At 70.2% G+C, this 12,580-nt stretch carries 8 protein-coding genes; 2 read left to right on the top strand and 6 right to left on the bottom strand.

The annotated features are described in order from the left end of the window. Positions 1-32 precede the first annotated feature (32 nt). The 4 genes from WME90_RS13720 to WME90_RS13705 all read right to left on the bottom strand — a co-directional run bounded on the left by WME90_RS13720 (position 33) and on the right by WME90_RS13705 (position 5,546). Entirely contained in the window at positions 33-464 is a 432-nt protein-coding gene (locus WME90_RS13720) for a hypothetical protein (protein ID WP_437277924.1), read from the bottom strand. Positions 465-1,041: 577 nt separating this feature from the next. Beyond that, positions 1,042-1,479, bottom strand: coding sequence for a DUF1259 domain-containing protein (locus WME90_RS13715; RefSeq protein WP_437281555.1), 438 nt, complete (start codon positions 1,477-1,479; stop codon positions 1,042-1,044). A gap of 457 nt (positions 1,480-1,936) precedes the next feature. Further along, positions 1,937-2,317 (bottom strand): response regulator, encoded by a 381-nt coding sequence (locus WME90_RS13710; RefSeq protein ID WP_437281554.1) that lies wholly within the window; start codon positions 2,315-2,317, stop codon positions 1,937-1,939. Positions 2,318-2,402: 85 nt separating this feature from the next. Continuing rightward, positions 2,403-5,546, bottom strand: coding sequence for an ATP-binding protein (locus WME90_RS13705; RefSeq protein ID WP_437281553.1), 3,144 nt, complete (start codon positions 5,544-5,546; stop codon positions 2,403-2,405). Between the two features lie 473 nt (positions 5,547-6,019). Here WME90_RS13705 and WME90_RS13700 point away from each other — a divergent pair, with 473 nt between their 5' ends. Next, positions 6,020-7,918: an ABC transporter ATP-binding protein gene (locus tag WME90_RS13700; protein ID WP_437283607.1), complete on the top strand. Its 1,899-nt coding sequence runs from the start codon at positions 6,020-6,022 to the stop codon at positions 7,916-7,918. A 22-nt stretch (positions 7,919-7,940) separates the two neighbouring features. On the opposite strand, the gene WME90_RS13695 is transcribed toward WME90_RS13700, so the two are convergent. Next, entirely contained in the window at positions 7,941-8,966 is a 1,026-nt protein-coding gene (locus WME90_RS13695) for a phosphatase PAP2 family protein (protein WP_437281552.1), read from the bottom strand. A gap of 997 nt (positions 8,967-9,963) precedes the next feature. Between WME90_RS13695 and WME90_RS13690 the strand changes: the two genes are divergently transcribed. Continuing rightward, entirely contained in the window at positions 9,964-10,350 is a 387-nt protein-coding gene (locus WME90_RS13690) for a KGG domain-containing protein (protein WP_437281551.1), read from the top strand. Between the two features lie 67 nt (positions 10,351-10,417). Here the strand turns inward: WME90_RS13690 and WME90_RS13685 are convergent, their stop codons facing one another. Continuing rightward, positions 10,418-12,238, bottom strand: a complete 1,821-nt coding sequence (locus WME90_RS13685; RefSeq protein WP_437281550.1) for a PE-PGRS family protein — start codon at positions 12,236-12,238, stop codon at positions 10,418-10,420. Positions 12,239-12,580 lie beyond the last annotated feature (342 nt).

Below are 12,580 nucleotides of genomic sequence, written 5' to 3'. Positions count from 1 at the left end.
CGACATGAGCCCGGCGAGCGGGCCTGTTGCCATCACGCAGCCCGCGCGGCGCCCGCCATGACGGCGGCCTCGGGGACCTCGGCCGCAAAAGGCGCCATCGCGACGAGCGTCATCGCGGCCCGCTCGGCCCGCTGCCGCAGCGATGAAGCGAGGGGACTGGGGCGGACCGCCGCAAAGAGGTGCCCCTGGTCGATGGCGCGTAGCCAGCGCCGCACGGTCACCCAGCTGTCAGCATCGAAGCTGGCGGACCAAGGGCTGACGCGCCGCCGCACATCGATGAGCGCTGCACCGGCGACGCCGACGAGCAGCAGGGCCAGACCGATCGCCGTCGCGGCGAAGTGCCGTCGCGGCGCGACGCCCCGCGGAACGACCGTGATCGCGGCGCTGCAATGGCGGCATCGATAGCGGCGCGCCTCGATCGTGACGAGCCCGCCGCGCTCGCCGGCAGCCAGCGGCCCGCGCACCTGCCGCGACCGCGTTCCGTGACCCCACAGCCCCAACCCGCCCCCCAGCGGGCACCCCGCCGCGCCGCAACGGGGGCAGCGGGCTGGCCGCGCGCGCTCTACGGTGGGCGGGGAACCGAGCCAGCCTTTGACATCGAGGTCCAAATGGACGATCTGTTGAGGGCTCCGCTCTTTCAAGCGATTCGGAGCACGACGGGAGGGGGCACGCGGCCAAACGAGCTCCTCCCGTCGCCTATTTTGTGGCCGGCGCCGCGCCGATGCTCCGCTCCTGCCGCTGACCTACTCCGTTCGTTGCGCCGACGGACGAGGAGTCGTGCTGGTAATTTTCGAGAGGCGAACGGAATGCGCGCTCCCTCTTTTCCTGTGCTCCTGGATTCGACCAACGCGAGCATGCTCAGGAGTAGCTACGCTGAGAATTTTATCGGACTCGGCGCAATGCATGGCCGGGGAGCCCCCTGGCAGCTTGCTGCCCTCGGACACCCCCGTCATCGCACCTGATCCGCCTCGGTGATGGTGTTCTCCGGTGGGTCGAGCACCCTGCCATCAAAGAGCTGGATCGACAGGCGCACCATCGGCATCAACGACGGTGCTCAGTAACATTCAGGGCCGCGCTCATCACGTCGCTCACCTCGTCCTCGAAGAGCACGAGGTCGCCCATCACCATCGCCTCGACCCCCGGCTTGTGGCCCGGGGTGAAGCCCGCCCACGACGTGAGACCCATGAAAGGCGGCATGGCCCAGCCGTCAACCTCGACCTTCACGTCATTGCGTGGGTACGAGACCTTGGCCACTCCATCGGAGACCTCCGGCTTGATGCCGGTGGCCGCCGCGACCTTTGCAGGATCGATGCCCTGATCTTTCGAGGAAGACTTGGGCGCCGCGCTCGCTCCCGATGCATCGGAGCCCGCGGCCGTGAGCGGCACGGTCGAGGGTGGCTCTGCCGAGGGAGTCGATCGCGTGCCCTCGCAACCGACCAGCGCCATGCACATGCAGTAGGTCATCGCCGTGATCCTCATGGTCGGTTTCTCCTTCATAGCGGCATCGCACTGAGGTCGTCGAAGTACGTCACCGAGTGGGCCTTGGTCCAAACGCCGACCTTCCCCGCGTCCGGGAGGTCGCTCCAGCATGCGCCCACAACAGCGAGGACGGCGAACGCGGTCAACCGCTCGGTCGTGGTCGCTCCGAAGGTGCCCCGGTGGTGGGCCGAAGGCTCGCCGCGAGAGCATCGTCTCGGATGTTGTAGATCAACTGGATCATAATTATAGCAGATGTATCATCATCGCAAGATGGGTAAGAGCCGGCCCACACAAGGGGGCAAGCGCGGCTGTGGACGGAAGAGGATGCCCGCCGCGGACGGCCTACTCGTTCTGCCTGCCCGCGATGGCGGCCGGCCGGCGCTGCTGCCCTGCCCCCGGCCCCGTACGCTCCAACATCGCCCCGCCCCTCTGCACTACACGACCGCGCGCCGCCGGCTCACTCCCTCCGGCAGCTCCGCTCGATGGTGTCCATCAGCTTCAGCACATCGAACGGCTTGCTGAGGATCGCGTCCGCGTCGATGCCGGCGCGCTCCGTCGCGCCGCGCGCGGTCATCACCACGGTGGGCGTAGCGGCGAGCGTCGGGTCGCGCTTCTGCTCGGCGCGAAACTGGAACCCATCCATGACCGGCATCATCAGGTCGAGCAGGACCAGCGAGATGGACGAAGGATCGTCCCGCAGGTACGCCAGCGCCTCGCGCCCGTTTGCGGCGCAGGCGACCGCATACCCCTCCTCTTCCAGGAGCTCGCTCAACGTCCGGCGGATCGCGGCGTCGTCATCGACGATCAGGATGCGCTTGCAGGGACGGCTCATCGTCATGCGCGCTCGCTCCCTCGCAGGGTGACAGAGACCCGTCCGCCACGACCTCGAGCGGACCCGCGGAGCCCCCCTCGCCCCGGGCGCATCAGGCGCTCTCGGAGCAGGGCAGACCCCGCCGCTCCGAGGCCCGGGGGCCGGCGAGCGGCAAGGTCACCTTGAAGGTCGAGCCCTCCCCCACGACGGAGCTCACCTCGATCGAACCATCGAGCGCTTCGACCACCTGCCTCGAGATGTAGAGCCCCATGCCCAGACCGCCGTAGTGCCGCGCCGACACGGCGCGCTCGAACCGCCCGAAGATCCGGCCGATGTGCTCCGGCGCGATCCCGATGCCGTGATCCGCGATCATCAACGTGGCCAACGAGCCCATCGAGGCGACGGCGATCTCGATCGGCTTTCCCTGACCATACTTGAGCGCGTTCGAGATGAGGTTTTCGACGACCTGCTCGAGCCGCACCCGATCCCAGCTCCCGGCGGCGTCGTCCGCCGCGCTCACCGTGACCCGCGAGCCCGACTCCGCGATCTCGCCGCCCTCCTGGAAGCGAGACACCACCTGCCGGACGATCTCCGACAGCCGGACAGGCTCGAGGTCCAGGGCGAGCCGCCCGGCGGAGATGCGGGAGATGTCGAGGAGGTTCTCGACGAGCCGCCTCAGCCGCTCGCTCTGCCGGCGGACGAGCCCGAGCCGGTCCATGAGCCACGGAAGGCGCTCCCTGTCAGGGCACAGCTCGGGCGCGCGGCGCATCAGGGTCTGAATCTGCAGCGCGAGCGGGGTGAGCGGCGTCTTCAGCTCGTGGGAGGCGATCGAGAGGAACTCGTCCCGGAGCGCGATCGCGCTCTGCGCGTCCCTGTACAGGCGCGCGTTGTCCACCGCGAGCGCGCAGCGGCGCCCGAGCTCCTCCGCGGCCGCGAGGTCCGACCGGCTGTACCGCCGCTCGGATCGCACGACGATGAAGGTGAGCGTCCCGAAGAGCCGCCCCCGCCGCGCCAGCGGGACGCACATGAACGAGTGCCCCCCGATGGCCCGGATCACCCGGAGGTGGTCGTCGTCCTGCGCGATGGCGCGCATCTGCTCGTCCGTGAAGTGCTCGACGATCATCGACTCCCGCTCGATGAGCACCTTGGTGGGCGGGTGCTCGCGGTTGCCGTCGAGCCTGGGCGCGAAGCGCTTCGCCTCCTCGGCCACGGCAGCGAGCGAGGGGTCCGAGTACCCCACGCCTACCCGCCGGAAGTCGTCGTCCTCCTCGTCGAGCACGTCGACGAGGCAGAAGTCGGCGAGGACGGGCACCGCGAGCTGCGCGACCCGCCCGAGCGTCGTGGAATAGTCGAGAGACTCCGCCAGCACCACGCTCGCCGCGTCCAGGAAGCGGGGCAGCTCCTGCGCGCGCTCCCGCTCCGCGGCCTCGACGGCGCGCCGCCGCATGCGCGCCATCTCGATCTGCGTCCGGACGCGGGCGAGGAGCTCGCGCGGCGAGAACGGCTTCACCAGGTAATCGTCCGCCCCGGTGTCGAGGCCCTCGACGACCGCGTCCTCTCCCGCCCGAGCGGAGACGAGCACCACAGGGACCATGCTCGTCCTCGGGTCCGCGCGGAGCTCCCGGAGGAGCGAGACGCCGTCGAGCTCGGGCATCATCACGTCGCTCACCACGAGGTCGGGCGGGCGCGCGAGCGCGGCCTCGAGGGCCGCCCGCCCGTCCGAGGCCACCTCCACCCTCCACCGCGGCGTGAGGAGGTGGACGAGGTACTCGCGCATGTCCGCGTTGTCGTCGGCGACGAGGATCCGCCCCTCTCCGTCCTCCCGGGGGCGCTGCCCGGGCGCGGCCGCGCGCGCCTCCGGGCCCCCCGGCGCCTCTCCACCGCGCCCCTGCGAGGACCACTGGGACGCCTCGATCACGTGGAGGTGCGCGCTCGCCGCCGAGGGCGCCTGCGCCGCGGCGGAGGCGATGCGCTCCTGGGCCAGGTGCGCGCGGCCCCTCGGGAGCGTCACGGTGAACGTGCTCCCCTGCCCCACCACGCTCGAGGCGCGCAGCGAGCCGCCCTGCGCTCTGACGAGCTCCTGGACGAGGGAGAGCCCGATCCCGGTGCCCTCGATGCTCCGGCTGCGCGCGCCGTGCACGCGGTGGAACCGCTCGAAGATGCGCGGGAGCTCGTCTGCCGGGATCCCCGTGCCCGTGTCGCGCACGGCCAGCTCGACGTGGTCCGGATAAGCGCGCAGCGAGACCGCGATCTCCCCCTCGAACGTGAACTTGAAGGCGTTCGAGAGGAGGTTCATGACGACCTTCTCCCATTGCGCCGCGTCGACGTAGACGGGCTCGGGCAGCGGCGGGCAGTCGACGACGAACGACAGGCCCGCGCCCTCGATCAGCGAGCGGAAGGAGCTCGCGAGCTCCGCGGTGAGCCGCGCGAGATCGGTGGGCGCGAACGACGTCTGGAGGCGACCCGCCTCGATGCGGGAGAAATCGAGCAGCGTGTTCACGAGCCGGAGGAGCCGCAGGGTGCTCCGGTGGACCGCGGCGAGGCCGTCGCCCGCGAGCGACCTCCCCGGGCTCGCCAGCGCGTCCTCGACGCGCCCCAGGATCAGGGTGAGCGGGGTGCGGAACTCGTGGCTCACGTTGGCCACGAACTCCGTCTTGAGGCGGTCGAGCGTCGCGAGCTCGTCCCGGTGCTGCGCGACCTCGCGCTCGAGCCGCCGCTGCTCGGTGACGTCCCGCCCCTCGGCGATCATGAAGACGACCTTGCCCTGCCGATCCTTGACCGGGTTCAGGTTGAAATCGATGGTGATGCGCCGCTCACCTTCGTTCCCCCCGAGGACCTCCACGTCGTACCTGACGAACTCGCCGCGCGCAGCGCGCCGCACCGCGTCCTTCAGGCGCTCCTGGACGTCCGGCGAGCCCTGCCACCAGCGGCACTCCCAGAAGGGCACGCCGTGCACCTCCCTCCGCTCCACGCCGGCGCTGCGGGTCGAGGTATGGTTCGACTCCCAGCTCGTACCGTGGGCGTCGAGCAGCCCGAAGAACTGGAAGGCGCCGTTCATCGCGACCCGCGCCGCGAGGAGCCGCATCAGCCCCGACTCGCGGCCAGGGCTCGCGCGGGCGAGCTCTTGCTTCAAGAGCTCGGTATCCCAGAGGAGATGATCTTCGGAGTCGTCCACAGGCCTCACGATCGCGAGGTCTTCCAGGCCTTCGATGAAGTCGCGCTCTTCTGCACGTTCCTCACTCGACCGCTGTTTCATCCCTTCGGTCATCACGCTTGCGGCTGCTCGCGGCAGGGAACAGCACATCCTGAACCGCTTAGTGGAGATCGCCGACCACGCAAGGGCCCCGCTCCTGCGTGTGCCGCAGCAGCCGATCACCATCGCCTGCTGCTGAGGCAGCAGCCGCCCCCCCACCGCTCCTCCACGGCGACGGTCGAGGCAGAGCTGGCCCGGTTAGTGCTTTTCAATGTACGGCGATGAACGTACGGAGACGCAATGCGGCCCGTCCGGCGGCTCGCGCTGGCGACCTGCGGCCGCGCCCCCGACGATGAGCCCCCCGCGACGCCGTCCCTTCCCGCCGCATCCGAAACCGCCCCTGCGCCGGCGCCCTCCCCCCGCGCGGGGTGAACGCCGCTCGGGGGCAACGACCGTCAGCTCATGAGGGCGCGCAGGGCGCCCAGGACATCTCGGTGGAACCCAATACCTCTCTGCAGCGCGCCCCTGGCGCTCCGATGCTCCCGGACACGCCCTTCCGGTTCATCCTTCACTTCGTCGGCCGTTACCGCGCCTGGTATCTGGCGATGTTCGTGTTCGAGTCGGCCCACGCCGCGTGCGGGATCATGATCCCGTACGCCATCGGGCAGGTCATCCAGGGGGTGACGCAGGCGTCGAGCGCCGGCCGGGCCGTGCTGAGCGGACGGCTGCGCGACGCGCTCGCGCTGTTCGTCGCGCTCATCGCGGGCGAGTTCCTGTTCAGCCGCGTCGCCGGCTTTTGCCAGATCCTCGTCGGGCCGTGGCAGCGCCAGAACGTGACCCGCAATCTGTACGCCTACCTCCAGCACCACTCCCATCGTTATTTCAGCAACAACTTCGCCGGCGCGCTCGCCCACCGCATCAGCGAGACGTCGATGGGGGTCTCCCAGACCCTGTGGGCGATCCTGTTCGACTTCTGGCCCATCGCCATCGTCTTCTCGGTCTCGATCGGGCTGCTCCACCGCGCTCACCCGGAGCTCGCCGCGCTCGTCTCGGCCTGGGCCGTGCTGTTCGTCGGCATCTCCTACTGGCTCGCGACCCGGTGTCAGCCGCACGCGGTGCGCGCCGCGTCCGCGCGGAGCGAGACCACCGGCAAGCTCGTCGACTCGGTCACGAACCTCACGAGCGCGCGGCTCTTCGCCCGCTTCGGCTTCGAGCGCGAGTACCTGGACGAGCAGCTCAAAGGGGAGCTCCGCGCGGTGCGCAGGTCGAACTGGTACTCCGAGCGCGTGCGCTGGTTCCAGTTCGCGTCGGCCGCGCTGCTCAAGGTGGGCACGCTCTACCAAGCGCTCAGGCTCTGGGAGCGCGGCGACATCGGCGTCGCCGAGTTCGTCATGGCGACGAGCCTGTCGCTCCTCATCATCAACGAGGCGCGCAACCTCAGCCGCCGCTTCCTCGAGTTCTTCGAGTTCGTCGGCAACGTCGCGAACGGGGTGAACACCATCGTCCGCTCCCACGAGCTCGTCGACCGCCCCGAGGCCGTGGCCCCGACGCTGGAGCGCGGCCGGATCGAGCTCCGGAACGTGACCTTCGGGTACACGCCCGGTCAGCCGATCTTCGAGCGCCTGAACGTGACGATCCCGCGCGGCCAGCGCGTCGGGCTCGTCGGCTTCTCCGGCTCCGGCAAATCGACCTTCGTCAGCCTCATCCTGCGCCTCTACGACATCGACTCCGGTCACATCCTGATCGACGGCGTGGACATCCGAGACATGACGCAGGACGCGCTGCACGCGCAGCTCAGCCTGATCCCGCAGGACCCGAGCCTCTTCCACCGGACGCTCCTCGAGAACATCCGCTATGGGCGCCTGAACGCGACCGACGACGAGGTGGTCGAGGCCGCGCGGAAGGCGCACGCGCACGAGTTCATCGTAGGGATGAAGGACCAGTATCGCTCCATGGTCGGCGAGCGGGGCGTGAAGCTCTCCGGCGGCGAGCGCCAGCGCATCGCCATCGCGCGGGTCATCCTGAAGGACGCGCCGATCCTCCTCCTCGACGAGGCGACGTCGAGCCTCGACTCGATCACCGAGAAGGCCATCCAGGACACGCTGGACGACGTCATGAAGGGGAAGACGGTCCTCGTCGTCGCCCATCGCCTCTCGACGGTGGTCCACCTCGATCGCATCCTGGTGTTCGAGAACGGCCGGATCATCGAGGACGGCCCCCACGCCGAGCTGCTCGCGCGAAACGGGGCCTACAAGCGGCTCTGGAGCAAGCAGTCGGACGGATTCCTGCCGGAGAGCGCCGCCGAGGAGCCTGCGGCGGCGGAGGCGCCGCAGGTCCGCGTCCGCGAAGCACCGCGGCTGCAGCCGGCGGCCGACCGCGCCGACGAGCTCCCGCTCGGTACGCCGCTGAAGGCGTGGGAGGCGCCGCTCGCCTGAGCGCCGCCAGATCGCGTCGCGCTTACCGGAAGCTCCACGGCTGCGGCTGGCCCATGCGGGCGCGGAGGCCCTCCTCCCAGCGGACGAGCCGCGGCGTGAGCCATGCCGTACCCACGGCCAAGAAGGCGCCGGCGACCACGTCGACCGCGTAGTGCCAGCGGAGGAGCATGGTGGAGACGATGATGTTCATGGAGAAGAACGCCGCCACCACGGCCAGCCAGAACAGGCGCCGGTCGGTGCGGGCGCGGTGGAACGTGTACAGGGCGAACCAGAGCGGCGCGGCCGTGTGCAACGAGGGAAAGACGTCCTTCATCGCGCCGCCGGCCTGCACGACGCTGCTCACGCAGCCCCAGAAGAAGCCGCCATCGAGCGGCCCCTGATAAAGATGGCTCAGCGCCCGGATGGGACCGTACGCAGGGACCGCCATGTAGCCGAGCTGGCCAACACAGTAGACGATCGTGGAGCCGACCGCGTATTCCGTGGTCCCCCGACCGGGGCGGGCGACCCAGACCGCCAGCACCATCGAGAGGAAACAGATCAAGAAGTAGCTGAAGTAGAAGAAGGAGAACCACTCCACGATCGGGCGTGTGTTGAAGCGCTCCATCCAGAGCGCCGGCTCGACGCCGAAGAAGAGGAGGTCGACGCGGAGGAGCTCCGCGTCGACGCTGTCGCTCCGTACCGCCGGCAGGAGGGTCCGGAGCGACAGGTAGTTGAGGAGGAAGGCGCCGACGAGCGAGAGCCGGTAAAGGACGCTTCGCAGCAGGGGTGCCAGGAACGTGGCGCGGCGCACGAGCACGCAGACGGACACCAGGGCGGCGATGCCTGCCAGATTGCGGTTCACGGACTGCGCTCGCAGCTCCGTCGGCGGCGCGCCGAACAGGAAGATCGTCGTCAAGGCGAGATAGCCGATGAGGATCGCGTCGTGGAGGGCGAACACGCCGACCAGGCTGCGCAGCGCGTCCTTCAAGAGCGCGCCTTCGCGCTCGACGTCGACGAGCGCGCCGCGGCCGGCGACCTCATCACAGTCCGTTGTAAGCCTCTCTTGCATTCGGGAGCGTTCCAGGGATGGCATGGTGCGCATGGGCTGCTGACGTCGGGCCGCTCTGTATCACGTGTTCGCGTGTGGCGTCACCGTGACATCGGTGGCGCTCCGGCGACCGGGAGGCAACGGGTGGAGCAACTCGGAGGCCACACGGATGTCGAGTTTTTGACGGGCGGCTTCCCGGCCCATGACAGCGGCAGGCGCCTCCCCGCTTCCGGCGCGCCGCTCCCACGACAGCCCCACCGCCGCCTCGACAGGCCGCTCGCGTGCGAACGCGGCGACGCAGCGGCGCAGCGTCTACGCGTCGCCAGGACATCGCCGCGACCCGAGGGAGCGCCGCCGATCCCGCGGACGCGCAGAATCTGCGCGACGCCGTCGTCTCCTCCGGGCCCGCGCGCTGGCTGCGCCCGAGGCGCCGTCGAGGGCTCGACGAGGGAGCGGGGAACGTGCGCTGTCAAGCACACTGGGCAGCGGAGCTCGATCCTCGTCGGCGTGATGTCGGCGACATCGCGAGCGCCGGAGTCGTCCACACGCGAGAGCGCGGAGTCCGGACGCATCCGCTCACCGTGAATCTCGGCCGCGCACCGAAGGACGAGGCGCGATGGCCCCGCGCGCCCACGACCGGTGAGGCAGTCTGCCGCGCGGCGCGTACGCCGCTGGAACACCGGTCTCGGCCGGGCTGAGCAGCGCAGGACGCCGCTCGACGCCGACGGAGCTGCGCACCTCGGCGCAAGAACCGCGTTTTCCCGCGGGCGCGCGCGGTGGAGCACCAGTGCGTCACCCCGCTGGGACACACCGTGGACGCTCTCGATCTCTCACGAGATCTGCGTCAGCCCCCGTTGGATCGACGCCGATGACGCGGAGTCTCCGGGGCCGCGCTCCATGGCACCTACGTTGCAGTCCCCTGAGGAGCCGACATCGTTCAGCGACGATCCCACAGGGCACACCTGGGTCGCCCGTGAGGGTGCTGAAGCGATGCGCCCAGACACCAAGGAGACGACGCATGGCACAGCAGCAAGGTCAGAGCAGCAGTCGTGGGTTCGCGGCGATGGATCAGAAGCAGCAACGTGCGATCGCGAGCATGGGCGGCAAGGCCGCGCACGAGAAGGGCACGGCCCACGAGTTCAGCTCCGAGGAGGCCCGCGCTGCCGGCCGCAAGGGCGGCGCGACCGTGAGCCAGAACCGCGAGCACATGGCCGCCATCGGCCGCAAGGGCGGCGCGGCAGTGAGCCAGAACCGCGGACACATGGCGCAGATCGGCCGCAAGGGCGGCGAGTCGCGGGGCGACGGATCGACCGACGTGCAGGGCGAGAGCGGGCGCGAGGGCGAGCAGGGCGACAGCGCCGTGCAGCAGCCGGACGCCGGCCAGCTGCGCCGCGAGACCAACTGAGCGGCGCTGCGCCACGGGGCCGTCGGTGATCGGGAGCGCGGGCGTGCGCCGCGCTCCCGATCTGCCGTCACGGCGAGAGGGTGACGAGGAAGACGTCGCCGTTGCTGAGGTCGCCCGCAGGTGTGCTGTGCTCGACGGCGGGGAGGCCGCCGCCGAGCTCGAGCCGCTCGCCGTAGAAGAGGCCCGCAGCGACGGTGTTGCCGCTGCCGGTGACGGCCTGAGCCGTGGCGAAGCAGAAGACTCCATCGCGGTAGACGTCGGACCAGAGCTCCTCGGAGAAGCTCTGGCTGAGCTTCGCGACGAACGCATCGCCCGACGCGGGCGGTGCGACCTCCACGGGCGGGCCGCCGAGCTGGAGGCTCCCCGTGAAGTAACCGCTCAGCACGTGGTTGCCCCACGGGTCCTGCGAGAAGCCCCAGACGAACTCGTCGCCGTCGGAGGGGAGCCCGCGAGCGGCGAGCGGCTCGCCCGTCTCTGCGTCGAGCTGGGCGAGGTAGAGGTCGTAATTCCCGACGGCGGCGTGCTCGATGTCCGTGGACCCGACTCGGAACGGTGCGCCGTAATTGCCAAGGACGACCGGCTGGCCGTCGCGCCCGAGGCTGACGAACTTGGCATACTGCTCACCTGCGGCGCCCAGCGAACGAGCCCAGACGAGGCTGCCCGAGGCCAGATCCAGACGCAAGACGAGCCCGTCGATGCCGTGGATCGGTTCGTCGCCGCGCGAGCCGTCGACGGCGCTCTCGACGACGTGGCCGTCGATCTCGAGCGCTCCGCCGAACGCGCCGGCCGCATAAAGGGCCGACTCGTCGAGCGCGACGCTCCGGAAGCGCTGCCAGCTCTCTGCGGAGCCGAATCGCCGGCTCCAGAGGTGGCCGCCGCCGGCATCGAGCTTCGCGACGACGACGTCTTGGCCGCCGCTCCCCTCGAGCGCGGTCCCTGGAGCCTCGCCGAAATCGACGCTGCCGTCGACCATGCCGAGGACGACGATCTCGTCCTCCGCGGTGACGGCCACCGCCGTGGCGCCCTGGTCGAGCTCGTCGCCGAAGCGCTTGCTGAAGAGGTGGTTGCCGTCGGCGTCGAGCTTGGCGACGAAGAGGTCCTTGCCGCCGGCGCTCACGAGCTCCGTGCCCGCGTCCGCGCCGAAGTTGAGGGTCCCCTCGAACTCGCCGGCGACGACGACGTTGCCGCTCGAATCCGTGGCCACCGCAAACGCAAGCTGCTCGGACTTGTCGCCGAAACGCCTGCTCCAGACGTGGTGCCCCGCCGGGTCGAGCTTCACGACGAAGAGATCGTGTTGGCCCGCGCTCGCGAGCACGTCCGGCTCGCCACCGAAGTTGATCGCCGTCTCGAAGCCACCGACCAGGATGACGTTCTCGTGTGGATCCGCCGCAATCGCCTCAATCCGATCGTTCTTCGCCTCGCCAGCGCCGAACCCCCACAATGCCTCTCCGAGGTACGCAGCAGGCTCGCCGCCGCCTTCGCCGCCAGCGCCGCCGGCGCCTCCGACTCCGCTGCCCCCGACTTCGCCGCTGCTGCCGCTGCCGCCGACTCCGCCGCTGCCGCCGACTCCGCCGCTGCCCCCGGCTCCGCCGCTGCCCCCGGCTCCGCCGCTGCCCCCGGCTCCGCCGGCGCCTCCGACGCCGCTGCCGCCAGCACCCCCGGCTCCGCCGGCGCCTCCGACGCCGATGCCGCCAGCACCCCCGTCACCGCCTTGCCCGCCTCCGGCCCCGCCCTGCCCGGCGACGCCTCCTTCGCCACCTTGCCCGCCAGCGCCGCCGACGCCGCTCGCCGACGACGTGACGCCGCCCCCATTCTCCGGGTCGCAGCCGTCGCAGCCCAGGGGGAGACCCATGCTCGTCAGAAGAGCAATGTGAGCCACTTTCGTCATGACGCGCGCTTTCATCAATCCTCCATGTCTCGACGAAGAGCCCGAGCCGCGGGCGCTCGGTAAAGCCACGGCTGGTTCGACCCCCCTCGCTGTGGGCTGTCGAACGCCCTCAATCTGCTGTGTCGTAGACGTCCAGTACGCGTGTGCGCGGATCGAATCAAGCAGGTCTCTCTGCGAAATTCGGGGCAACGATCAGCGACCCATGGATCCGCCTGCAGGACGCGTCCCGCCTGGACGGCACGCGTCGCCCGGACGGCGCGCCTCGCTGACCCGCCGTTCTCGTGCCACCACGTGCGGGATGCTCCGACGCGCGCCGCGCGCAGTACATATTTGTCTCATTGT

Source organism: Sorangium sp. So ce375 (assembly GCF_051473855.1).
In the GTDB taxonomy this organism is placed as follows: domain Bacteria; phylum Myxococcota_A; class Polyangia; order Polyangiales; family Polyangiaceae; genus Sorangium.
This window is presented reverse-complemented; position numbering and strand designations above follow the sequence as displayed.

What these genes read in the sequence shown, in the direction of transcription:
- WME90_RS13695 (WP_437281552.1), bottom strand. Translation starts at nt 8,966, where the DNA reads ATGCAAGAGAGGCTTACAACGGACTGTGATGAGGTCGCCGGCCGCGGC.
- WME90_RS13705 (WP_437281553.1), bottom strand. Translation starts at nt 5,546, where the DNA reads ATGAAACAGCGGTCGAGTGAGGAACGTGCAGAAGAGCGCGACTTCATC.
- WME90_RS13710 (WP_437281554.1), bottom strand. Translation starts at nt 2,317, where the DNA reads ATGACGATGAGCCGTCCCTGCAAGCGCATCCTGATCGTCGATGACGAC.
- WME90_RS13685 (WP_437281550.1), bottom strand. Translation starts at nt 12,238, where the DNA reads ATGACGAAAGTGGCTCACATTGCTCTTCTGACGAGCATGGGTCTCCCC.
- WME90_RS13715 (WP_437281555.1), bottom strand. Translation starts at nt 1,479, where the DNA reads ATGAGGATCACGGCGATGACCTACTGCATGTGCATGGCGCTGGTCGGT.
- WME90_RS13700 (WP_437283607.1), top strand. Translation starts at nt 6,020, where the DNA reads ATGCTCCCGGACACGCCCTTCCGGTTCATCCTTCACTTCGTCGGCCGT.
- WME90_RS13690 (WP_437281551.1), top strand. Translation starts at nt 9,964, where the DNA reads ATGGCACAGCAGCAAGGTCAGAGCAGCAGTCGTGGGTTCGCGGCGATG.